Genomic DNA, 23817 nt, shown 5'->3' with positions numbered 1-23817 from the left:
AACAGTCATTATTATGAACAGAGGTTGTCTAATTGGTTTCGGTGCATTCCTGATTATTGCCACCATTGGCCTGGGCATCTACTTTTACCAGCGCAATACCAAAGAAGCAGAAAATTACGAGGTCGTACAGCCTGAAAAGACGGACATCATTAAAAAGACTGTGGCAACCGGCGCAATCCGGCCCCGCAAGGAAGTGATGGTCAAGCCGCAGGTCTCCGGTGTGGTCGATGAAATCTACGTCGAAGAAGGCGAACTGGTGACCAAAGGGCAGAAACTCGCCCGTATCAAGCTGGTGCCTAGTGAGGTCAATATCAACACGGCTAAGTCCAACGTGGAGCTGGCCCGCCTGCGCCTGCAGGAAGCGCAACGCGAACTGGCCCGGCAGCGCAATCTGAATAAGCAGCAGCTCGACGTAGAGGAAGCCCGTGCTGGTTTTGAGAATGCCAAGCAAGAGGAGGCCCGGCAGCGTGGCTTATTCGAGGAAGGGGTGATTTCCGAACAGGACTACAACCGCTTCAAGCTCGACCTGGAGCTGGCGCGTGCGGCTTTTGAAAATGCCAAAGTGGTGGCCCAGAACAGCGTAAAGCAGTTTGAGACGGAGGTTGATATCCGCGAGCAGGAACTACAGGCCGCCATCAACAACCTGCAGCTGCTGCGGGAGGGGGCGAGCGCCAATTCCCGGCAGGTAGCCAACATCGTCACCTCTACCCTCGATGGCATGGTGCTGGACATCCCGGTGGAGGAAGGCACTTCCGTCATTGAGCGCAACAACTTCAATGAAGGCACGAGCATCGCCATCGTCGCCGACATGAACGCCCTGATCTTTGAGGGCAAAGTGGATGAATCGGATGTAGGCAAACTGAAGGAAGGCATGCCCCTGTTACTGACCGTGGGCGCCATCGACAATCAGAGCTTTGACGCCACCCTGGAGTTCATTTCCCCAAAGGGCGAAGACGAAGAAGGCACCGTGAAATTTGAGGTACGGGCAGCGGTCAAACCCACCGATGATGTGTTCCTGCGGGCGGGCTACAGCGCAAATGCCGACATCATTCTGGACCGCCGGAAGCAAGTGCTGGCCATACAGGAGCGGGATATTCTTTACGAAAGCGATACCACTTACGTGGAAATCAAAACCGGCGACCGCTCTTTTGAGAAGCGGCAGGTGGAGCTGGGCCTCTCGGATGGTATTAAGGTGGAAGTGCTGGGCGGACTGGATGGTTCGAGTGAGGTGAAGGTGCAGACGAAGGGGTAGGATTGGGGTTTTGTTAGTGTGGTTTTCAGACTTCGCCCGTACGGGCTACGGCGGGCAGGGGTGTTGTGTTTTTTGGTTTCTTGTTTGTTTGTGATCGGTGCCGTTCTGCTGCATTTGGCAATCTGCCCCAAACCCCGTTCTTTTGCAGGAAAGCTAAGTACTATGCCCAAGCGCCAACAAAAGCACCGGGTCCGGAGCATTACGCCCGGCACTTCCCTGACCGACTACTGCCGGAAAGCCTTTCCGCTGCTGGGCAGTAAAACGGCAGTGAAGAAAGCCATTGCCGATGGCCGGCTGCTGGTCAACGGACAACCGGCACAGTTGCAGACGGTTCTCCAAAAGGGCGATCAGTTGCAGCTCAAAGGCGCGGGGCTGCCGAAAGCCCGCAAATTTGATCAGGACCTGCCGGTAGTGTGGGAAGACGACCACCTCGTCATCGTCAATAAGCCCGGGGGCATTGCCACCAACGGCGACCGTGTACAGACGGTGGAAAATGCCCTGGCCGGCAGCATACCGCCACCGCCCCTGCCTGATGCCCTGCCTCGGCCAGTTGCCGTACACCGCATTGATTTGCCAACTAAAGGGCTGGTGCTCCTGGCTAAGACCAAAAGTGCCCTGATGAGCATGAGTCAGGCTTTTGAAGACAATCAGGTGAAAAAAGCCTATCAGGCGGTGGTGCACGGGCAACCGCCGGCTTCTGGCACCTTTGATGCGCCCATTGATGGCAAAACGGCAGTTACCCATTTCCAAACCCTGCGCACGGTGCCTTCGCAGGTCTACGGGCACCTTTCCCTGGTGGAACTACAGCCCGTTACCGGGCGCACGCATCAGCTGCGTATCCACCTGCAGCAGGCCGGGCACCTAATAGTGGGGGACAAGCACTACGCCAAAGACAAGGACACCATCCTGGGTAAGGGGCTCTTCCTCTGTGCCTGCCGGCTCTCCTTCACACATCCCCACACCGGAGAAAAGGTGGAAGTGCGCATCCGTCCGCCCCGGCGTTTCCTCAAGACTTTGGACAGAGAAGAAGGACGAAGCTAACCGGCTCCTCACCAAAGAAAATTACGATTCTACGTTAATTGCCGTCATTAATTCCATAAGTCCGGTGTGTTTTCTTAAATTTCTCCCGTGGGAAATGGGTGCTTATTGTTTGAATAACACTATCTTTCCGCTATAAAACAATCAACGACGCATCACTGCCCTTTGCCAGCTACGGCATGGTTGGGGCAAAACAAAACGAAACCATTGGCTGTGCTCCACCACTTTAGCAAGGGTACTGCCGAAAACCAAAACAACATGGAGAGTCAACCAAAAAAAATCAGTCTAATTTTTATCAGTGGAATTGCCGCGCTCGGCGGTTTCCTCTTTGGGTTCGACAGCGGAGTCATTAACGGCACCGTTGATGCCCTTCAGTTAGCCTTTGATTCGGATGCCGCGGTTACCGGGTTTAATGTGGCCTCCGTTTTGCTGGGCGCTATGGCCGGTGCCTTTTTTGCCGGTACAGCTGCCGATAAGTTTGGCCGTAAGCCGGTCATGATCGTTACGGCGATCGGCTTCACGATCAGCGCCTGGGGCTCGGGCATTTCCGATGGCTCGGTAGAGTTTGTGCTTTACCGTATACTGGGTGGCGTATCCATGGGAGCAGCGAGTGTGCTGGCACCGGCCTACATCAGTGAGATTGCGCCGCCTAAAATTCGGGGCAGCCTGGCTACCCTGCAGCAACTGATGATCGTGATCGGGCTTTTCATGGCCTTTATGAGCAACTACTGGCTGGCCGGACAATCGGGTGGCGCATCAGAGGTCTTCTGGGGCGGCTTCCAAACCTGGCAGTGGATGTTCTGGGCGGAAATTATTCCAGCGGCGATCTTCTTGTTTGCCTTGCTGACCATCCCGGAATCGCCCCGCTATCTGGTGGCAGCGGGCCGGGAAGCCGAGGCAGCACAGGTCCTGGCGGGCATTGCACCCGATGAGGATGCCGAAGAAAAGGTAGCGGATATCCGTTCCACCCTGCGCGAAGGCACCAAGCCCCGCCTGAAGGACGTGATCAGTTCTTACACCGGTAAGATACACCCGCTGGTCTGGGCAGGGCTGGGCCTGGCGGTGCTGCAGCAGTTCACGGGCATTAATGTGATTTTCTACTACGGGGCTACCCTGTGGCAGGCAGCCGGCTTCACAGAAGCGGATGCCCTGTTGCAGAACGTGATCACTGGTAGCGTCAATATTTTCTTCACCATCGTGGCCATCGTTTTGGTAGACCGGCTGGGCCGGAAGCCCCTCCTTTTGGTTGGCTCCATCGGGCAGGCGGTGATGCTGGGCATCATGGCGTACATTTTCTCCAACGCAGCTTCCAGCGGGCCGGACGGGATAGAGCTGTCTTCCAGTCAGGGCACTTACGCTCTCCTGGCGGCCAACGGATACATTGCCTTCTTTGCCTTCTCCTGGGGCCCGGTGATGTGGGTGATGCTGGGCGAGATGTTCCCCAACCAATACCGGGGCGCAGCACTGGCCCTTTGCGGCCTGGCGCAATGGGGTGCCAACTTCCTGATTACCATCAGCTTTCCCATCTTGCTTGCCGGCATCGGACTGGGGCTGTCCTACGGTATCTACGCTTTCTTCGGGCTGGTCGCTTACTTCTTTGTGAAATTCTACGTGAAAGAGACCAAAGGCAAGACGCTGGAGGATATGTCCCGGGAAGAGGCGGCGCTGGAGCGTGGCGGCGCGCAGGCGTAATGCCAAACCATCCCGTATAGCTTCCACAGCAAGAGCTTGTCTGATCATACCCTGTTTAGACAAGCTCTTTTTTCTACTAACCTAAATCATCAAGATGGAAGCCATCCTGAACCACCTGAATGAGCCCCTGCAGCTCACCGCTGCCCAAATCGGGTTCTACCAAAAGTTTAATTTCATCAAAATTAAGGAAGTACTGAATGCGGAGACCATTCACTACTTCAATGAGGTCATCAGCCGGAAAGTGAATGAATTGCGAAAAGCGGAACAGCCATTGGAGGAGCGGGACACTTATGGTAAAGCTTTCCTGCAGTTGTTCAACCTCTGGCAGGAGGATGAAGCCATCAGGCTACTGGTATTTAGCAAGCGGTTGGCGAGCCTGGCAGCACAGCTGATGCAGGTCGATGGGGTGCGCTTGTACCACGATCAGGCGCTCTTCAAGGAAGCCGGTGGAGGCATTACTCCCTGGCATGCCGATCAGCATTACTGGCCCCTGTCTACCGATAAAGCCATCACGGCCTGGATTCCGCTCCAAGCCACTCCGCTCGATATGGGCCCGCTGGAATTTAGCGCCGGCAGCCAACAGATCAAGACAGGCCGGGAACTCTCTATTTCCGATGAAAGCGAACAGCAGATTCGGGAAACCCTCCGGGTAACAGACTTTGAACACATTGTAGAGCCGTTTGACCTCGGGGAAATCAGCTTCCATTCCGGATGGGTATTCCACCGCGCAGGTGCTAATCAAAGCTCCTACATGCGTAAAGTAATGACCATCATCTACATGGACAAAGGCATGCGGTTGAAAGCGCCGGCCAACTCGGGCCAGGAAAACGACTGGAAAACCTGGTGCCCGGGTGCAGAAATCGGAGCGGTCATTGAAACGCCGCTGAACCCGGTGCTGATTTAGCGCCCCGTCACCCTATCACAAAAAAGGCAGCAGTATCAAATGTGGTACTGCTGCCTTCACTTTTTAAAATTGAATGCCTGCCTGTGGACCGACTGGGAGTTAAAAAGGCTGGCGCTGCCTCATTTCTCCGTCCTACCTTAGAAGGCTGACTTCCCCCTGGTCCTGCTGTACCCGCCCGTCCGGCCATTCGACCTCGATGTAATAGGCGTAGACTTCAACCGGGGCAGCCTGCCCCTTGAAGGTACCGTCCCAGGGCAGGCCCGGGTCGCCAATGGGCAGGTTTTCCCGCTCGTGCAGCATTGCGCCCCACCGGTTGAACACCATAAACCGCCGTACCCGTAGCTCCTGCATGGCAAAGACCGGTCCTAAGGCATCATTGCGCCCGTCGCCATTGGGCGAAAATGCGTTGGGCATAGCAAAGCCCTGCCGCTCCTCTACCGTTACCAGCACTTCATCTGAGGCGGTGCAGCCCAGGCTATCTGTCACCTGCAGCTGGTAGAGCTGCGTCTGCGCCGGGCTGGCTTGGGGAGTCAGGCAGTCCGTACAGGACAGTCCCTCCGGGGGCGACCATTGCACTATGGGTACCAAAAGATTGGTACTGCCCAGCAGGGGGGCAGCTTCCCCCGGTACGATAGAGCGGGCGGGCCCGGCATCTGCCGTAACCGGTACTGGGCCTGGCAAAACCAATACAGTGTCGAGCCTGCAGCCGTTTGAGCCGGATATGCCCAGCTCGTAACTGCCCGCGGGCAGCCCGGCAAAGACAGGGCTGGATTGCGGCGCACTGCCCGACAGCTCATACTGGTAGGGCGGGCTGCCGCCTTCCAGGCCTGCTACCGTAATTTCACCGTTCTCTTCCCCAGTGCAGCCTGGCGGCAGGAGGCTGAAGGCTGCACTGAGGGGCGGCACCAGGAGCACCTCCGTGGAGCCATTGCCCACGCAGCCATTATCGCCCGTCAGGGTAACGCTGTACAGGCCAGGGCTGCCCACTTCAATGCTGCTGCCCTGCGACCCGTCCAGCCAGGTGTACCCGGCGGCGGGCCCGGCCTGCAAAACGGCTGTGCTTCCCCCGCACAGCAAAAGGCTGTCGGGCAGCCCGGCATCAGGGGCAGGCAGGACGGCCAGCGTCAGGCAGTGCGTGGAGTCGCAGCCGCTGCTGCTGGCGTAAGTGATGCAGGCCGTGGTATCTTGTGAGAGCAGCTGCCCCTGCCAGCTGTAGGGCTCGCCTTCGCAGGCGGTGGCTTCTTCTTCTATCAGGATGGCGCTGGTGAACACGAGCTGTAGCTGATAAGCAGAGTCGCACCCTTCCGCTGTAGTGTAAAGGGTGGTGAGCAGCGTATCTGCTGTGTAGGCTACCCCCTGCCAGGTGAAGGTGTCGCCGCTGCAGAGCTGAAGGCTTTCCTGGGAAAGGACGGGCTCTGCCGGCTCGGTGATTTCGGCAGTAGCCGCTTGTGTGCAGCCTGCTGCATCCGTTACGGTAAGGCTATAGGTGCCTGCGGGCATGCCGCTGAGCGGGTTGCCCGCAATGCCGCCCGTCCAGTGGTAGCTGTAAGGGGGCAGCCCGCCCTGCGGCGCTGCGAGGATGCTGCCGCTGCTGCCCCCCCGGCAGAGCGCCGGGCTGGGCTGCAGGCTTACGCCTGAAAGGTCAGAAAAGGCCAGCTCGATGGTATCGGCAGCGGCACAGCCTGCTGAATTGGCTGCCTGCAGCCAAAAGCTCCCCGGGCCTTGTGCGAGCAGGGAGGCCCCGCTGCTGCCGTCGCTCCATGAGTAATTTTGCAGCCCGGCGGGTGCTTGCAGCAGCAGGCTGCCACCGGGGCACAAGATGGTATCCGCGCCCAGGCTGAAAGCGGGCGCATCCGCAATTTCTACGGTGGCCACAGCGGTATCCGATGGGCACCCGGCGCTGCTCTGTATGTAAAGGTAGGTGCCGGGGGCGTCTGTTGCCGGGTCGAAGGAGCCGCTGCCCGGCTGCCACTGCCCGCCGGGGGCAGGGCTGCCAGCCAGGCTGTCCAGCAGCTGGAATGGGGCGGCGCCCGGGCAGGCGGTAACCGAAGCGTCTTCTCCTGCGGAGGGCGTACTGCTGAATAAGGGCAGCCGGGCATGGGCTGTGTCTGATACATTATTTGCAGCGTAAGCGATGAAGCGGACTTGACGCTCGCCCGCCTGAAGCGGCATAGCGGTATTGCTGTAGCGCAGGGCCTGCAGGGCTTGTTCCCAAGCCTGAATGCTTGGGCGGAGGGGCGCGCTGAGCAGGAGGGCGCTGCCGCCCCCGCTGACTTGTATGCTGTCCTGGCCGAGAAAACTCAGGGACTCGGCGGCGCCGTCTAAAGTGCCCTCAAGCAGTACGCGGATGGAGTCCACATAACCGAGCTCAGATTCAATTCCGGCATCACCGTCCACCACCGGCAGGGCACCTGGTGCACAGGCCGTATCGGCAGCGTAAGACAGCAATGGGGCGGTGCTGTCGTCCAGGTCGGGGTCTACAACTAGAGTGCAGGCAGGCGGTGTAAGCTCAAGCGGTGATGCAGCCGATCTTATGCGAAATGGCAGTTCGCAGCCGATGTCTATCCTTTGTTGGTTTTCGAAATCTATAATGTCCATGAAGTACCGCTCTTCAAAGGGGACCCACCTAAAGCCATAGGTGATGGTGCTGTCGCAGGATAATTGTAGCGTGACCATATCGTCAATGGCTCCTTCTTCAAAAATGTCTAGCGGGATGACCATTTCGCTATTTTGGAAATTCTCCCGGTCCATGTAATGAATACCAAAACCATCTCCGTAATACAGGCTGTCGTTCCTGATGGTCAAGCCAAACCCATAGCCGACAGGGTCAGTCTCCGTCGTAGTTAAAATTTCAGTCTCTCCGGTATTTACATTGGCAATACCTACCGCACCAATCATCCCTTCGAGTCTTATAGCGTAGAAGATACTGTCGTTAACGAACTGTATTTCTCCAAAATTCGTGTTAAAAGAGCCGATGTATGATAAGGAGCCATCGTTTAAATTGACAGAATAGAAGTCGCCGCTCTGAAGACTTAGGGCGTACAATTGTCCCGAAGGTGTATAACTAAAAAAAGGAGCGTCTATACCAGATGCAATTGACGTATCAACCACAGAGAATGCACATTCAGAAGGATTTAGAATACCTACATTAGTAGGCCCATTTATCCCATTCCGATAAGTCACCAGGATTTCCTGCCCTAAAACAGGAGTTGCGTAGGCCATAACAATGAGTGCACAGACAAAAAGATTTTGGAGGCGTATGCTCTTTTTCATGGTATTATGTAGTTGGCAGAAACAATGCAAAGGCCAAGCTCGCTGGGGCGCGAGCCTGGCTTTTGAATGAACGCTTTAGGGGTGAAGGTCTACTGTTTGATTATTTTCTGAGTTGACGTACTGCCATCATCGCTTACAATCCGAAGCAGATAAGTACCTGAGAGCAGTTGGGAAACGTCAGTAAGTATCAGGTCGTTCCTGCCCGAATGTAATATTCTGCGCAGTTGTAGAACCTGCTCTCCATTCAAATTTAATAATTCTATGTTCGTGGCAGCATCAACCTTCGAAGTAACGCTGAAACGCAGCTCATCGTGGAAAGGGTTTTGTACCTTGTGAAGGTATAACCCACTCTCGCTAGTTCGGGCTTCACTTTGTACAGATACCTTTAGGCTGATCGGGTGTCCTACAATAGTACCATCCGGGTAGACCTTATTTCTGTCAGGAAGGTTTTGTAAATTAATCGCGCTACTCCATTCCACAGGCAGGGCATGCACTTTCATCTTCAGTATAACCAGCGGTTTATCACTATCGACTGTAGCGCCCCCTTCCAAATCATTGAACCACAGCATGCTGAGCCGGTCTGGCTCATTGACAGTATATAGGAAATATTGATGCTCGGGCAAATGAGCTGGTGTCGCCTCTTCAAAGGTCAGATATGAGGGATCTGCCCACAAATGAAGCCCCATTACACCCTCTGAAGTAAAGTCACTGGCATATAATGGTACTTCAATTGTGCCTCCTAAGTTCACATTGGCAGGAAAGCGCAATTCGAACTTTTCCGTATCTGACGTTCCGGACAAAAGCCGCAGATCGACTGACCGGCTACCACTTTCTGCAGGGGTATAACACGCTGAACAGGTTAGGTTAACGTCTCCAATTTTTATGCCAATAAAGGATACAGAAGCGTTAAAATTTAAATTGGAGAGGGTATCGCTATTGCTCACGGAGTTAATTGCCGATGTATCCAAAGGCGTATCATCTAGCGAAAGGTATTCTTCTAATAGGATAAACTCCCAGCCTAAATAATCAAAGAATGTAGTATCGCCGACTATTGCACTCGCAATAAGTATCAGGTCACTAGTGTTAACTGTCCCATCTTGACTGGCATCCGCGGCGATGAACTCATAAGGATAGTCAAAATGGTCAGTGCCTAAAATATGTTCCCTTGTCCTAGCAACATCCACTTCAGTTACTCCGCAAGTATCGATATATCTGGAGGTGTCTATGGTCGGGGTAACCACATAATCATGGCCCGGCGCCACGAGCACACCGTAATCGCCCTGGTTTGTCGTCCGGCCACTATCATAAGGAGCCGAGCTTAAATCCTGATAAACAGAAACAATTACATCTCTCATGCCAAAGTCATTAGCTACGGAATCCTGACAATCAACGAGCGCCTCTACCACTCCGGAAATTTCTACACTTGGAAAACACAATGTAGTTGCACAATTCACGAGAGCCAGTGAATCTGGTGCGCATCCCTCAAATCCATTTTCAGCTGAAACAAGTGAATTAGTAAATCCAAAAGATACGTCAATACAGCCGCCCGGAGGACCATTGGCTGTGAAAGAGTACAATTTTATGGTATCCTCTGTTACAATTTTAGGGTCATCAAAATAAGTGTTCTCTGAGCGAAGCTCATCTTCCAATGATCCCTCAACATAAATAGGAGTACCTACGAGCAATACAGTATCAATATCAAAAGCGGTAACATCAAAGGCTTCTGAGGATAAATCAACCGTAACTCTTAATCCCTCTATGGAATCCGGCGGATTGAACAGCAGCACGTCAATTATCGTATCGCCATTACTGTCTACCCTTTTTTCAAAGCATAAAGAGTAATCCGTACAATTACCCGACTGTGCCATTACCAAATGATTAGAGAAAAGAAAAGAAAAGAAAAGAAAAAACAATGTTGTATTTTTCATATCAACAGTTTTTGGGGTTGTCCTGGTGTTTTTTGAACAACGGTTGTTTTCAGATCACGCGGTTGGGCTTGGAATTTGCAGCTGCCTGTATTTTTGTGTATTACGCGTTATTTTCTTAAAAATATAAAATTTAGGTGATAGCTCCAAGCCGTTTACGCAGATTTAACATTGTGGATTTGCAGTGAGGGGTGAATACGCCTGCCGCCGCCTGGCACGGGCGAAGTCCGCTTCCATTCCGGATGGGTATTCCACCGAGCCGGGGCTAATCAAAGCCCATACATGCGCAAAGTGATGACCATCATCTACATGGACAAAGACATGCGGCTGAAAGCCCCGACCAACTCGGGCCAGGAAAACGACTGGAAAACCTGGTGCCCGGGTGCGAAAATTGGAGCGGTCATTGGTACGCCGCTGAACCCGGTGCTGATTTAGCGCCCCGACCTCATATCACAAAAAAGGCAGCAGTACCACATTTGATACTGCTGCCTTCGCTTTTTTACGCTTCAGGCTTATTTAGCCATAGAGTAGGTTTAGTATCCCCGGTTCTGTACCAGGAATCCGTCCAAAACAGAAGCGCCGTCAATCGCGCTCTGCGGGATAGGGAACAGGCGCTTGTTCACGTCTGTGCTGTTCTTCTCAGTCCAGGTGTCCTCATATTTGCCAAAGCGGATTTGGTCATTACGGCGGTGGCCTTCCCAGTATAGTTCGAAACCGCGCTCGTCGTAGAGGCGCTCAAGGTCAATATCACTGAGTGGTGCAGGTGTTTGTTCCGGGCGGGCATTTCTGGCCGTGCGTAGGGTGTTGATGTCTTCCAGAGCGCCGGCCACGTCCCCTTTGCGGAATTTGGCTTCTGCCCGGTTCAGGTACACTTCTCCGAGGCGCAGCAGGACGATGTCCACACTGCTATTGGAGGTGCCGTTGGGCGAAGTACGGCTGAACTGATGCTTGGCGTAGCGGTAGCCGGTGTTGTGGAAGCTGCCTTCCGTGGTGAAGTTGATGTCTACCACGTGGGTAACGTACACTTCTTCTTCGGCTTCTCTCACGGAGCTTGTCGCGTCTTCCCGTACCGGATAAATGCGGGCGGAACCATCAGCGCAAGCCAGGAAGTTGCCGTCCGGGCCTTCTCTTGGGCCCCACTGAACGCCGCGTAGAATACCCCGGTCCATCTGGAAATCCAATGGGGGCACGCAGAAAAAGTGGTCTTCGTCATTGGCCGGAGAAAGACCCGTCAGGTCCTGCAATTCCTCAGGGACCATCACATTACGCTTGTAGAAGCGGGCATCGGCATCCGCCGGGTCGATATCGCCATAGGCATCCACCCAAGTCTGATAGAAGTCCGGTGTCATAGCCGGCCCGTTGGTGCCGTCAGGGTTGCCGTCTGCAATCCACTCCGGGCGCGCCAGGTAAGCGCCGGAAACCGACCAGTAGGCCCATCTGCCTTGCTCGTTGGACAACTGCCCTCTTTGGTCCAATGCGAAGATCAGCTCAGGGTTGCCGTTGTTGTCGTCATTGAACAGGTCAAAGTACTCCGACTCCAGTGCGTAGCGGCCGGAATTGATGATGAGATCAGAATACTCAATCACCTTGTCCATGTCCTCCGCTGTGAAGTTAGGCGTACCATAAGGGTCACGGTACACGGCCGCATTCAGGTGCAGCCTTGCCAGAAGCCCCCAGACAGCGCCCTGTGTGAACCGGCCTGTGCCTTTATCGGTGTTGATCACGTCTACCACAGACTCCAGTTCGCTTTGGATGTAGTCAATGGCTTCCTGCCCTCTCAGGATGCGGGAAGTTTCTGTGGAGTTTTCCTTCTGGAACACCAGGCCCCAGCTTTCCAGCATGAGCATATTCAGGTAAGCGCGCAGGGTAATCATCTCGTACAGTGCACCCTCGGCTTCTGTGTCTCCTGCATCCGCAAGCGGGCGGAGCACTTCGATAGCGGACAATGCCCGGGAGATGTTGGTCGTCACGCCATTCCAGGAATCTGTGATGACCTCATTGGTAGGGGTCACCTGATGAGCGTGCAGGGCGATGTATTTTCCGCCGTCAAACCAGTCTGTTCCGCCCCGTGCCGGAAGGATGGCTTCATCAGAAGAGACTTCCTGCAGGCCAAAATAAATGGTGTGCCTCCATACGCCGTTCCTAATGTAGCCATAAGCCGGCGCAATCGCACCGCTAATGATTTCTGCCTGGCCAGTGCCGGCGAAAGATTCATCCAGTACATTCTCCTCCAGGTCGGTACAGCTCCACTGCATGCAGAGCAGTGCCGTCAGGAAAAGGGTTTTATAAAAATGTTGCTTTTTCATTATTGTTGGTGTAAAAAGTCAGATAAAAAGTTGAATACGGCTGATTAGAAAGTGATATCCAGGCCTACCAGGAAGGTCCTTGCTGAGGGGTAAGCAAACCGGTCGATACCAAAGGTCTGAATACCGCCGGCGACACTGCCTGCGTTCACTTCCGGATCAAAACCAGAGTAGTTGGTGATCAGCAGCAGGTTCTGCCCGGTCAGGGACAGGCGTGCCCGCTGAATGGCGTTTCCAATGCCCAGCCGCTGTGTATTCAGGTTGTACCCCAGCGTGAGGTTGTTCAACCGGAGGAAGTCGCCGTCTTCCAGGAAGCGGGTGGATACTTCGTTGAAGTTGGTAATCTCCTCTTCCGGGAACTCTACTGCAAAGTCGGTGGTATTGGAAGATACCGCCAGCTTGCCTTTGATGAAGCTGCTCATAGCAGTGTGGTTGTACACCTTGTTGCCGGCAGCACCGTTGAAGTTCACGCCGAGGTCGAAATTCTTGTAGTTCAGGTTCAGGTAGAAACCGTACAGGGTGTTCGGCAGTGCAGACCCGACCACCGTCCGGTCATCATCCAGAATAGCACCATCGCCATTGGTATCTACGAAGCGGTTGAGCCCGTCTTCACCGATACCGTCGAAGGTTTGCATATAGAAAGCACCGATGGGCTCTCCGTTAATGTAGCCATTGATGGTGGCGCCCGTTTGCCCGGCACCGGAAGCCGTACCCGTTACGAGCACGGAGAATGGAGAATCGATGATTTCATTATCGATCAAAGAGATATTGCCACCGATGTTCCAGCGGAATTCCTTTGTCGGGTCGCTGCCCAAGTCCAGCGACAGCTCAAAGCCGCTGTTGCGGATCTCCATGTTGGGGATGTTGGTCCAGAAGGTAGCCGTAGGCTGAATCGGGTCAGCCGGTGAGATTTCAAGCAGGATGTTGTCTGACACCTTGTTGAAGTAGTCGAGGGTACCGGTCAAGCGGTAGTCAAACAAGGCGAAGTCCAGGCCAACGTTGGTCTGCGTAGACACTTCCCACTGAATATTTGGGTTGGCTAGGCGGGTGAAGGTCACCCCGAATGGGTATTGATCCAGGGTGAGCTGATCGGGCTCCAGCGGATAGGTGTTGTTGGATGCGCCGCCACTCTGGGCACGGGATTCATTGAAGCTCTCCTGAGTGATTTTTGAAGGGATTTCCTGGTTGCCGGTCTGTCCCCAGCTGGCTCTCAGCTTCAGGTTATCGAAAGCCGTATTGGAGAAGAAGTCTTCCCTTGTGATGTTCCAGCCCACCGCCAGAGAGGGGAAGTAGCCGTACTTGTTGTTGCCGCCAAACTTTGAAGAGCCGTCTGCTCTCATGGTACCGGTAAACAAGTATTTGCCGTCGAAGCTGTAGTTAACCCTTCCGAAGAAGGACTGCAGCTCATTTTCTTCAGCGGCCGCATTCACGGTCGTTCTCAGGTCGTCCGGGCTCGTGTGGTCCTGGTAAACGGGGTCGATGCCGTTGTCCACAAACCGCTCAAAGGACGTAGACCGGGAAGTAACGAATAGGTTCTGGTAAGAATGGCCTGCGAGAATGTTGAAGCTGCTTCTGCCGGCTTCAAACTGGTACGTCAGGGTGTTTTCCACCAGCTGGTTTTCGTTTTCCACTTCAATGGAGTTCAGGGAGCCTTCAAAGCCCGCCAGAGGCGCGTAGGGTTTCCACTGCACGTTTCTGGAAGTGGTGGAATAGTCCACACCGAAGTTCAGCTTATAAGTCAGCCCTTTGACGATTTCAAGAGACGGAGCGATATTAGCCAGGATCCGGTTGTTGATGGAATTGTCGGAATAGATGTCATTGCGTACCAGCGGGTTCAGGCGGTTTTCGTCCAGCAGGCGGGGGTTGCCATTTTCGTCTCGGGCAGGTAGGGTGGGGTTGAACTCCAGCATGTCGACCAGTGTGGAAGAGATGTTGGGGCGCAGGTTCTTGGTATGCGCAGCGGTGAGGTTCAAATCGATGCTGAGGCGGCCGCCCAGCCCTTTCTGCGTTACGTTAAGCTTGCCGGAGTAGCGCTCCAGGTTGCTGTTTTGCAGGATACCCTCCTGGTCCTGGTAACCTAGGGAAGCGTAGTAGGAAAAGCGCTCATTGGCCGCTCCGTTTACCGACAGGTTGACGTTGTTGGAAATTCCGGTCTGCGTCAGCTCATCCTGCCAGTCCGTGTTGCCGCCAAAGTCTTCCAGCCGGCCGCCGATAGCTGTGACCTGCTGCCGGAACTCATCTGCACCAAAGACCGGAAGCTTGCGGGCGATGGTGGAGACTGCTCTGGACGTGGAAAGGGTAGTTTCGGCTTTGCCTTCCTGCCCTTTCTTAGTCGTAATTACGATAACACCGTTGGAAGCCCGGGCACCGTAGATCGCTGCTGCCGAAGCGTCTTTCAGGACATCGATGCTTGCGATATCATTCGGGTTGATGAAGTTCAGCGGGTTGTTGGCCACACCGGTACCGGAGTTGTCCAGTACGAAACCGTCGATCACGTAGAGCGGGGTCGTACCCGAGCGCAAACTACCAATACCCCGGATGATCACATTTTGGGCTGCACCCGGCTCACCGCTCACATTGGAGACGTTGACACCAGCCACTTTGCCCTGCAGGAGCTGTCCGGGGTTGGTCACTACGCCCCGGTTGAACTCGTCGGAGTCCACCCCGCCAATAGCGCCGGTGACATCTGATTTCTTCTGCGTACCGTAGGCAACTACGACAACATCGTCCAGTTGAGTAGCATTGGGCTTCAGCTGTAGCTGAATGTTGGATAGCCCGGCTACGGAAACTTCTTCTGAAATGTAGCCGATGTAGGAAATGATAAGCACCGCATCATCCTCCACCTGAATGGTAAACTTACCGTCCACATCGGTAACGGTACCGGTAACGGCACCTTTGACCTGTACGGTTGCGCCAACGAGGGGTTCCCCTGATTCATCTGTAACCTGGCCGGAAATGGGCCTGGCTTCAGTGACGGAAGCGGTTGATTCGACAAGGTAAGCCTCCCTGCCTTTTAGTTGTACACCAGTTTTAATGTTGCCTGGTGCAGCAACGGCTTGCAGGAAGCTCCCGCAAATGAGTAAGCCTGGAATAAAGGCTTTTAGTCGCATAAATCTCATGGACTGTATGGTTTTAAGTTAATAAAAGTGAGTGTCGGCAGCGGCACTTTTCCGGCTGCAACGTAGACGATCAGGACACCGCAAGGCATTTGCAGTGCATTTCTTATTGGGACAGGCTATTTGGGGGCTTACGGGTACACGGTGATCCTGTCACATTAGTTCAGCACTAATGCTCACCAGGAGACCGGCGCAGCAAACCACGCCGGAGGCAGTGCCGTGAAGGCCCGACTTAGATCAGGAAAATAGTTGTGTGGCCTGCCTGTGCATACAGGGTATACTTCCCGGCAGGCTAACTAGCGAATTGATACCCAAAGGTAGATACCAATTGTTAAGTGAAATGGGCTGTGGTGTTAAGAGGAGATTAAGAGTGGGCTGGCCTCATTTAAATCTAAAAAGTTAGCACAACGCTTCCGAAGTGTTCTCTTCGAGTTACAGCATTTTGTCAAATCAACAACTAAACCCATTTAGTTGTTAAACTTAATAAGAAATCTTAATAACTTACAGCACAGGATAATTTGATTCAAGCACCAAAACCACCTTACTTTCAATCATGCAAGACAACAGAACCGCAGAAACTACCCACATTTTCAAAATCTTTGGCAGAGCTTACCCCAAACCCAACTTCCTTTTAGCACTGCTTTGCCTTGCGTTCGTTATTCCCTCCGTATTGCCGGGGCAATCTCAGGACCGTCTTAAGCTCTTCATAGACTGCAACTGCGACCGTAACTATCTGGTGCAGGAAATCACCTATCTGGACCACGTGCGTGATCAGGGTCAGGCCAATATTCAGTTGTTTATTTTTGATATCTGGACAGGAGCAGGTGGCCGCTCCTTTACCCTCAACTTCAAAGGTCAGGGGGCATTTGAGGGATTAGAGCAGGAACTCAAGTTCGAGTCTAACCCCAATATGACCAATTCGGAGGTCCGGGACGGTTTGCTGAGAACAGTGAATCAGGGGCTGCTCCATTATCTGGTGAATTCTGAGTTGGCCAGCCATATCGATTTCCAGGTTAATGTGCCGGAAGGGACAGGTACTGCCGGTGCTGAGGAAAACAAAGATCCGTGGAATTACTGGATTTTTGAAGTTTCGGGCAACGGCCGGTTGTACAAGGAGTCCTCCCGTGAAGAATTTAGTGTGGACCTGGGCGTAGATATAGACCGGGTTACGGATGCCTGGCGGGTGCGGATTGATGGTCAGGTCAGCCACGCGGAGAACCAATTTGAGAGCGACGATGAAATGCTGGTGAGTGTTCGAAAATGGAAGGTTTTATCGGGGAGTATCGTCAAGAGTATCACCGATCATTGGTCTACCGGCGTGTTTAGCGGTATACGCCAAAGCACCTTCAATAATATTGCTCAGGCCTACAATTTTCACCCTGCCCTGGAGTACAACATCTTCCCCTACGAGGAAGTCCTGCGCCGGGAGATTACCTTTGCCTACCGGATTGGGTTTCAGCATCAGCAATACTTTGAGCGTACGGTTTTCGGGCAAATTGAGGAAAACCTCCTGAACCACTCTCTGGATATTCAGCTGCGCTTCCGGCAGCCCTGGGGTGATATTTTCACCACTTTGCAGGCCTCTTCTTTCCTGCACGATATGTCCAAAAACCGGGTAGAGTTCGACAACTGGATAGCCGTACGGCTGTACGAAGGGCTCGCTCTCCGGTTTTCTGCTAATTTCGACCTGGTCAGCGATCAAATCAATTTGCCGGAAGGGGACACCTCTGTGGAGGATATCCTGCTGCAGCAACGGCAGATCGCGACGGACTTTGCGGCGAGCACTGGTCTGGGGCTGAGCTATACTTTTGGCTCTACACTGAATAATATTGTGAATACGCGCTTGTAAAGCTACACTACAGCCCGACAACTGGAGGTACGCCTGGCTTTAGATAGGCAAAACCAGAGATTGCAGTATCCGTTCAGACGCTATGCCAACGAGCTTAAAGGGCTGTTTTGGGAAGCTTTACGCATGGAGTGACCTATGATGGGCAGGGCTTTTTGCTGATTTGGTAGTGCATTCCCCCTTTACGAATAGACGAAGACGAAGACCTGGGCGCCTATTCAGTCCAGGCATTGGCAAGCTCCACAACTACGGTATCTGACCAGCCATCATCAACCGCGACTGAACGCTCTCTATTGCTGATTCAACGGACAGACAAACCGTTGCACCCATTTGGTAAGGTTATTTGGGCTGGCTACTCCCATCTTTGCAGCATCAGTTCTTCACTTGGTGAACTTAGGATTTGATCCACGGCAATAGCCGTTCTTCTCCACTGGGATTTTTTTCACCGGTAAGGAGTAACCTATGCTTTCATCAGCAAATAAAAGGACAAAATATAAACTGATCATGAAACAAACTCCATTCTTGCTTCTTGTTTTCCTGGCCCTGTTTTTCATTCCACAGCTTGGCAGTGCACAGTCCTCCGGCCACAAGGTGATTGTGCCGGCCTAATTCTTCCCCTACGATAATGACGACCCTGGTCAGCATAATGTTGGCCCCTACTGGTCTACCCTCATTGAGGCGGCTTAGCAGTACGGCGACCGCCTGGTGGTCATTGCCAACGTTAATAGTGGTCCGGGGGATGGCAATAATGTTTGGGCCGTACAAAAGTATCAGGAAGCCATCACAAAGGTGCGCAATGCCGGTGGCGTCATATTAGGCTATGTACACCTGTGTTACGGGCTGGATCACAGTTCAGCCGCCTGCAGTGGCCGTAATCTGCAGCAAGTACAGGGAGAAATCTCCAGATGGCACAACACTTACAATGTAGACGGTTACTTTTTTGATGAGGCTCCTACGGATGCGGGTAAATTGCAGTGGCTGAAAGACCTGGACAATTACGCCAAAAATTACGTAGCCCTGAACTTTGACGCCGGGCGAAAGCTATACCGGGTCATGCATTACGGCACCACGCCAGGGTCGGGTTACCTCAGCACTCCCGACTGGATTCACTCCGTATGCGAACGGCCGATCAACTTGTACCCTTCCGGCCCCGGAACGAAACCCAATGTCAATGCTGCCCTGCAGCAGGTGGGATATAACGCACAGTTGATGCAAGGTAAGCCGGCCGCCGCTATGCTCTATCAGAAGGGAGGGCTTACCGTCGGACAGCGGGACGCGCACATTCTGTCGCAATTACAGCAGCAACTTCGCAGCGGCGCTGCCTATAGCGCCCTGGACTTTACCTGGGACGATGCCAAAGCCGGATTAGCGCAAAAGGGTTTTACCTACCTCTACGTCACCGATGACGGGGCGGATGGTAACCCCTGGGACAAATTGCCGGATTTCTTTTGGCGGTTGTTCTGAATTTTTTAGACGGAGGTCGCTTTGGAAGTGCCTTCCATATACCATAACATGCCGGGAGCGGCATGTTGTATGAGCCTGTATTCCTAATTTGATTCACTGGTACAAAGAGCACTGGGACATAAGCCGCAATTTTTTTTAGAACTGGTTGGATGCTAACATAGCATCTCTTAGCTCCATAAATCCTGAACGGGGCGCTAAAACCGGTTTCTATAACTAAGCCATTAGCATACAGGCCTCAATAACATGAAAAACGACATCTACAGAGACTACTTCGCAAGGAGTTGGCTGATCCAGAGATGAATACCAGATGGAGAGTATCGGCACTAAGATGGCTTTGAGCCCTTGTAGTGCTGATACTCCTTCGTTAGCGATTAAGCTTTCTGTAACTGTACGTTAATGGCGATGGGGCCTTTGGGGCCAGACCCGATTTCAAAAGCGACTTTATCTTCCGCATCGATCTCTTCTTCCAGATCGTTCGCGTGTACAAAGTAACTCTCCTGAGTGTCCTTTTCAATGATAAAGCCATAGCCCTTTTCGGCGTTGAAGAACTTTACTTTGCCTTCTCTTTCGTACTTAGACTTTCCGTCATCTTCGTGCTTGGGGACGCCAATTTCAATGTCTTCCAGCTTGACCTCTTTCTTTGGCTTGTCGGGAGGAGTAGTAGAAAACTGGCCGTTTTCATCCACATACATGAATTCGATCTGGCTCTTGTCCTCAAACTTTTTTTGTTCTTTTCGCTCCTGCTTCTCTTTCCTCTTTTTACGTTTTTTCTTTTCCCGTTCTTTCTTTTGATAGCTATCCGCCATTCAGATTTCTGTTTTAGTGAATAATTTGACTACATCCAAATCAAAGCAAATAGCCGGTCTTAACGTTCTATTTCAGTAATATTGAATTCATTGCCGTACACTTTTATTTTACGGGAAGTTCTTTGAAAATTGGAAAGAAAGATTTAAAGCATGCCTAGCATAAAATCGGACAGCCCTCAGTCCAATCTGAAACACGGACAAGCTATCGATTCGGTCTTTACGGCAGAATTTACCCAACTGGGCTGAGGTTCGGGCATCAAACTCGAACAAGATACAGATGATGAAAGCCAGGCTAGCCACGATCAAGAGATTGAACAAGGTTTGAGGCTCTTCAATCCTGGTTTTATGAATGTGGAATCCGCGAGATTTGATATCGCCGAAAAAGGTTTCAATGTGATACCTCTTTCGGTAATATGTTTCGGCTTGCGGGCCATATTCCAAGCTGGTCAACAGATACAAAGGTCGGTCATATCGGGTCCGGTCATGCCAGAACAAGACATTGACTGGCCCAAACCCTTGCTTAGTCACATACATTTGGGGCAGGAACAAGCTTTTTTGACCGATACTTGCGGCCAAATGGCCAAAAGCCGAAGCATTCTCCATGTTCGGATGATCGGCTACCAAAGTATCCTTCGCCGTTTTTAGCACGTACTCCCAACCGTGAGCCAAACAAGACTGTTGCAACTCGCAGCCGTCGAATTCGGCATCTCCCAGCAGGAAAATCCGGCAATCCTGTTCCAGGATACTGTCCATAAGCATCGCCACTTGACCGATAATGGCCACGTGCATGTGTTCCGGGAAATGGCCTTTGGGAGCTTTACGAACTACCCAACAAATGGGAATGGCTCGCCTGCGCCAGATTACACTGACCATCAGCGCCATGCAGTCTTTGCCCACACAGGAGCCATCGATGGCCAGAACTAACTCTCCAGCCTTGCTCAGAGAGTGGAGAATCGGAAGAAGGTAGGGTATAAAGTGTACCGTGACATCGGTCCACTTATTTTGCAACCAACGCTTGGCCTTCTTGACCCGACTTTCCAGGTCAGTGGGGTCTTCCATATGGCGGCCCAACTCTGATAGAGATGCCCGGCCACCTTTGATTAAGGCACCTAATAAACCAGATAAGACGGTTAATCGACGCAAGGCGTTGCCTTGTGGAACCTCAGATTGATGCTTTATCAACCATTTTTTAGATCTTTGCAGAACGACATTTTGAAAGGGTTTTCTGCAAAGATTTTTAAAATCTCAGAAAACCCTTATTTTTTCTGTCTCTCTTTCCAAACTTTCAATGAACTTTTTGCCGAGCTAAAAGTGTACGGCAATGAAATATTGAAAATAGCTCAGTTTCTTAAGGTACACTTTTTTAATGGCTTTTGTGCGTATTCTCTCTTTAATTAGGTCAAATCATGACAGTGAGGGGAGTATTCGGCTTCATTTTCTCAGAAACCGGGTAGATATGGGGCAGGGCTGCTTTTTCGTTTGAGTCGATAACAAAGGGGGCCATCTCCTGTCAAAGTCATGCTGCTTTAGAAGGTGGCCCCCTCCTGTCGGACTGTGGTTTGAACGCGTGTGCGGCGCCCGCTAATTCAGGAAAGACACCTTCCCGTTATCCATGTCGTAGACGCCACCGACAATTTTGATCTCACCATTGTCTTCCATCTCCTTGAGTATGGGGCTGCGCTCCCGGATTTGCGCCATGGCATGCTGCACGTTGTTTTCGCAGACCTCATGGACAAAGGCTTCGTTTTTCGAGCTTCGGTCCCCTTCATATTCGGTCGCCTCCACGGCTGGCCTTATTTTGGAAAGCATTGGCGTAATATTGCCCAGTTCTACCCCGTCCACTGCGGCTTTGACGGCACCACAGTGCTCGTGCCCTAAGACCAGAATCAGCTTAGAACCGGAGACTTTGCAGGCGAACTCCATACTGCCCAGGATGTCCTCGTTAACGAAATTGCCTGCCACACGAGCGACAAACACATCGCCAATACCACGGTCGAAGACGTCTTCCACCGGAACCCGGCTGTCGACGCAGGATAAAACAATGGCTTTAGGATATTGCGCATTGGTGCTCTTGCGCACTTGTTCTGAGTGGTTCCGGGTGGTCAGGTCATTGCGCATGAAGCGCCCGTTGCCTTCCTTGAAGGACTGAATGACCATATCGGGCGTGAGCGCTGCCTGCTCTTCGGCGGTCAGTACATCCTCAACCAGGCCCACAATTGATTCTTCCTCAGTATTTTCAGTTGCTTCTTCCGCCTTTTCAGGCTCCGTGGGCGGGCTGCAGGACAGTAGGAACAGGGTGAAAAATGTTAAGATAATAACGAAAGGCCGTGAAGTATTCATAGTGTTCAGATTTTCAGGTAAGTAATATTTCAATCCGCAAGCATTGCTGATTGGATAATTAACACCGGCCGGGAAACCTGGTTCGCACTTGTTTTAAAGCGTAGCTTTGCTGTAGTATGGAGATGCTATTCCGTTTACCGATTTAAAGTCTTAGTCCGTTGCTAATGCGGTATCGTTCCATTGGCGAAAACAAAGGATAATTCCTGGTAAGCCAACGTTTACTTCGAACGTTCAAATTCCTCCAGGCAATCGTCTAAGGACTGCCCCTCCACATGAATACATTCGCAAAACCTAAACCCAATCGCTTCCTGCCCGGTATCGGCAAACTGTGTTTTGCAATCTTTTAGGGAGTTTCTTGGCATGACTTCATGGCCAAATTCCGCAAAGGCAACGGCGGCCACTACGGTGAAAAATACGAACGCGAAAAACAAGAGCGGGAACTTCGTATTATACTTCGCCGGCTTTTGAAGAATCCCCATTTCTGAAAATTCCTTCAGCGGCAAGAGGTACCTCAACCGGTCATAATTCCAAACGAGGAGGTACAAATTGGCGAGGACCATCAGGGGGGAGGTCACATAAGAACCTTCAAAACGAACGGCATAGGAAAGCAGCCATATATTCACGATGATGGGGAAGTACAGGAGTGCGCCCAACGCTGCTGTCCTCGGGATGAGCAACAGCATAGCCGCTGCTACCTGCGCAATCCCAATAAAAGTATAGTAGTATCCGGTATGGTGCAGGGCTTCCAGGTAAGCGCCCATGGGGTGGAGTTCGGATAGCCCGCTGGCGAAGCGCTCCCCTACGATTTTGACCATTCCGGCAGCAAAGAAAGCAAAGGCCAGTACCACCCTGCAAAAGATGGAAAAGAGCCAGTACCACCGGTTCTGCCTGGCACTGAGAAAGTGTTTTTCAAATGTGGATACAGCGTTCAAAAGTTTAGTTTTTACCAAAAAAGGTGCGGCAGGGGCAAATACAGCCGATTAAAAGCTGTGAATGTAGCAAAATTTGCTATTTGTTGTAGTTGCTTACCAGTTCTGCGCAAGAAGTGTAGTCCAAAAAAAAATGAAAATCAAGCAACTATTTGCGAACAATTGCTAAGTTTAACCTTCGAATAAAATGAAGTGATGGAACCAAGTTTCGATATTCGAGGCAATTTGAGACCTTATAAGAGGATAAAGTTAGCTGTCCAGCATTTTAAATCTGCCTTCATAGATTCATTTGACGAAGACTCGACTAGACACGATTTGTTCGATAGATATTTAGGCTACACAGAGAATTTTAGAAATAAAGTAACCGGCAACTTTACCCAATGGATCAACGGGAGTTTTGTCACAAACAAGAAGAACCCGAATGATATAGACTTCGTCAACCTGGTGAATTTTTCAGTGGTCGAAGAAAAAGAGGATCTTATCCGAAGAGAATTTATCAGGAATGATGCCCTGAAAAAGTACGGATTAGATGCATTCCTGTTGATTGTCTACCCGGAAGATCATAAATTGAGCATCTATACAAAATCTGATATCCTGTATTGGAACGACTGGTTTACGAAGAGCCGAAAAGACAAAAGTGGGAAGAGGTATCCAAAAGGGTATGTTGAACTTGAATTCAGAGAAAACGATTAGAGTAGATGGAAAATGTAGAAATCAAAGACGAAAGAATAGCGAGAGTATCCGATTTATTAGAGCAAATTAAGTCGGTTGACGAGATCATCTCCTTGCATGAAGAAAAAGAAGATCAGGAAGATTTGATGCTAATTCAGTACAAGTACCGGAGAGCACAATTTTTAGGGGAACTGAAAGACAAGCTCCAAGAGCTTAATATAACCCCTACCGATTTAATTGCTGCATGAGATTTGGGT

General features: G+C 51.9%; 16 protein-coding genes and 1 pseudogene. 9 read left to right on the top strand and 8 right to left on the bottom strand.

Annotation, left to right across the window (positions count from 1 at the left end):
• Positions 1 to 13 precede the first annotated feature (13 nt).
• From IX84_RS07025 to IX84_RS07010, 4 genes are all read left to right on the top strand, one after another.
• Entirely contained in the window at positions 14 to 1252 is a 1239-nt protein-coding gene (locus IX84_RS07025; RefSeq protein ID WP_044218042.1) for an efflux RND transporter periplasmic adaptor subunit, read from the top strand.
• Positions 1253 to 1414: 162 nt separating this feature from the next.
• Positions 1415 to 2293 (top strand): RluA family pseudouridine synthase, encoded by an 879-nt coding sequence (locus IX84_RS07020; protein WP_044218040.1) that lies wholly within the window; start codon positions 1415 to 1417, stop codon positions 2291 to 2293.
• A gap of 255 nt (positions 2294 to 2548) precedes the next feature.
• A complete protein-coding gene (locus tag IX84_RS07015) occupies positions 2549 to 3982 on the top strand; it encodes a sugar porter family MFS transporter (RefSeq protein WP_044218674.1) in 1434 nt (477 codons plus the stop codon).
• Positions 3983 to 4076: 94 nt separating this feature from the next.
• Entirely contained in the window at positions 4077 to 4886 is an 810-nt protein-coding gene (locus IX84_RS07010) for a phytanoyl-CoA dioxygenase family protein (RefSeq protein ID WP_044218038.1), read from the top strand.
• A gap of 132 nt (positions 4887 to 5018) precedes the next feature.
• On the opposite strand, the gene IX84_RS07005 is transcribed toward IX84_RS07010, so the two are convergent.
• Positions 5019 to 8159, bottom strand: coding sequence for a T9SS type B sorting domain-containing protein (locus IX84_RS07005; protein ID WP_081968650.1), 3141 nt, complete (start codon positions 8157 to 8159; stop codon positions 5019 to 5021).
• Between the two features lie 89 nt (positions 8160 to 8248).
• Positions 8249 to 10087 (bottom strand): T9SS type A sorting domain-containing protein, encoded by a 1839-nt coding sequence (locus tag IX84_RS07000; protein WP_044218034.1) that lies wholly within the window; start codon positions 10085 to 10087, stop codon positions 8249 to 8251.
• Positions 10088 to 10297: 210 nt separating this feature from the next.
• On the opposite strand from IX84_RS07000, the pseudogene IX84_RS32825 reads away from it, so the two are divergent.
• Positions 10298 to 10519: pseudogene (locus IX84_RS32825) on the top strand (phytanoyl-CoA dioxygenase family protein); the annotation flags it as partial.
• A gap of 98 nt (positions 10520 to 10617) precedes the next feature.
• Here IX84_RS32825 and IX84_RS06995 read toward each other — a convergent pair.
• The gene (locus IX84_RS06995; RefSeq protein WP_044218032.1) at positions 10618 to 12390 is read right to left on the bottom strand and encodes a RagB/SusD family nutrient uptake outer membrane protein; all 1773 of its coding nucleotides are present in this window, start codon (positions 12388 to 12390) and stop codon (positions 10618 to 10620) included.
• A gap of 44 nt (positions 12391 to 12434) precedes the next feature.
• Complete coding sequence (locus IX84_RS06990) at positions 12435 to 15506, bottom strand: SusC/RagA family TonB-linked outer membrane protein (RefSeq protein WP_072013646.1); 3072 nt, start codon at positions 15504 to 15506, stop codon at positions 12435 to 12437.
• A 550-nt stretch (positions 15507 to 16056) separates the two neighbouring features.
• Here IX84_RS06990 and IX84_RS06985 point away from each other — a divergent pair.
• Both IX84_RS06985 and IX84_RS06980 read left to right on the top strand, forming a co-directional pair.
• On the top strand, positions 16057 to 17352 hold the full coding sequence (locus IX84_RS06985; RefSeq protein WP_044218028.1) for a DUF481 domain-containing protein: 1296 nt from the start codon (positions 16057 to 16059) through the stop codon (positions 17350 to 17352).
• A 702-nt stretch (positions 17353 to 18054) separates the two neighbouring features.
• On the top strand, positions 18055 to 18813 hold the full coding sequence (locus IX84_RS06980) for a spherulation-specific family 4 protein (protein ID WP_044218026.1): 759 nt from the start codon (positions 18055 to 18057) through the stop codon (positions 18811 to 18813).
• 371 nt (positions 18814 to 19184) lie between these two features.
• On the opposite strand, the gene IX84_RS34490 is transcribed toward IX84_RS06980, so the two are convergent.
• The 4 genes from IX84_RS34490 to IX84_RS06955 form a co-directional block, all read right to left on the bottom strand.
• Positions 19185 to 19619: a cold-shock protein gene (locus IX84_RS34490; RefSeq protein WP_044218024.1), complete on the bottom strand. Its 435-nt coding sequence runs from the start codon at positions 19617 to 19619 to the stop codon at positions 19185 to 19187.
• Between the two features lie 108 nt (positions 19620 to 19727).
• Positions 19728 to 20801 carry a transposase gene (locus IX84_RS06970; RefSeq protein WP_044217494.1) on the bottom strand — a complete coding sequence of 358 codons (1074 nt, stop codon included), beginning with the start codon at positions 20799 to 20801 and terminating at the stop codon, positions 19728 to 19730.
• Positions 20802 to 21200: 399 nt separating this feature from the next.
• Positions 21201 to 21959 (bottom strand): carbonic anhydrase family protein, encoded by a 759-nt coding sequence (locus tag IX84_RS06960; RefSeq protein ID WP_044218019.1) that lies wholly within the window; start codon positions 21957 to 21959, stop codon positions 21201 to 21203.
• A gap of 218 nt (positions 21960 to 22177) precedes the next feature.
• Complete coding sequence (locus tag IX84_RS06955) at positions 22178 to 22891, bottom strand: hypothetical protein (protein ID WP_044218017.1); 714 nt, start codon at positions 22889 to 22891, stop codon at positions 22178 to 22180.
• 192 nt (positions 22892 to 23083) lie between these two features.
• Between IX84_RS06955 and IX84_RS06950 the strand changes: the two genes are divergently transcribed.
• On the top strand, positions 23084 to 23581 hold the full coding sequence (locus tag IX84_RS06950; protein WP_044218014.1) for a DUF6932 family protein: 498 nt from the start codon (positions 23084 to 23086) through the stop codon (positions 23579 to 23581).
• Positions 23582 to 23586: 5 nt separating this feature from the next.
• Complete coding sequence (locus tag IX84_RS06945) at positions 23587 to 23808, top strand: hypothetical protein (protein WP_044218012.1); 222 nt, start codon at positions 23587 to 23589, stop codon at positions 23806 to 23808.
• The last annotated feature ends 9 nt before the right edge of the window (positions 23809 to 23817 follow it).

It is taken from the genome of Phaeodactylibacter xiamenensis, assembly GCF_000759025.1.
GTDB classification, from domain to species: Bacteria; Bacteroidota; Bacteroidia; order Chitinophagales; family Saprospiraceae; genus Phaeodactylibacter; species Phaeodactylibacter xiamenensis.
Note: the sequence above shows the minus strand (reverse complement) of the source record. Positions and strands in the feature narration are given on the sequence as shown.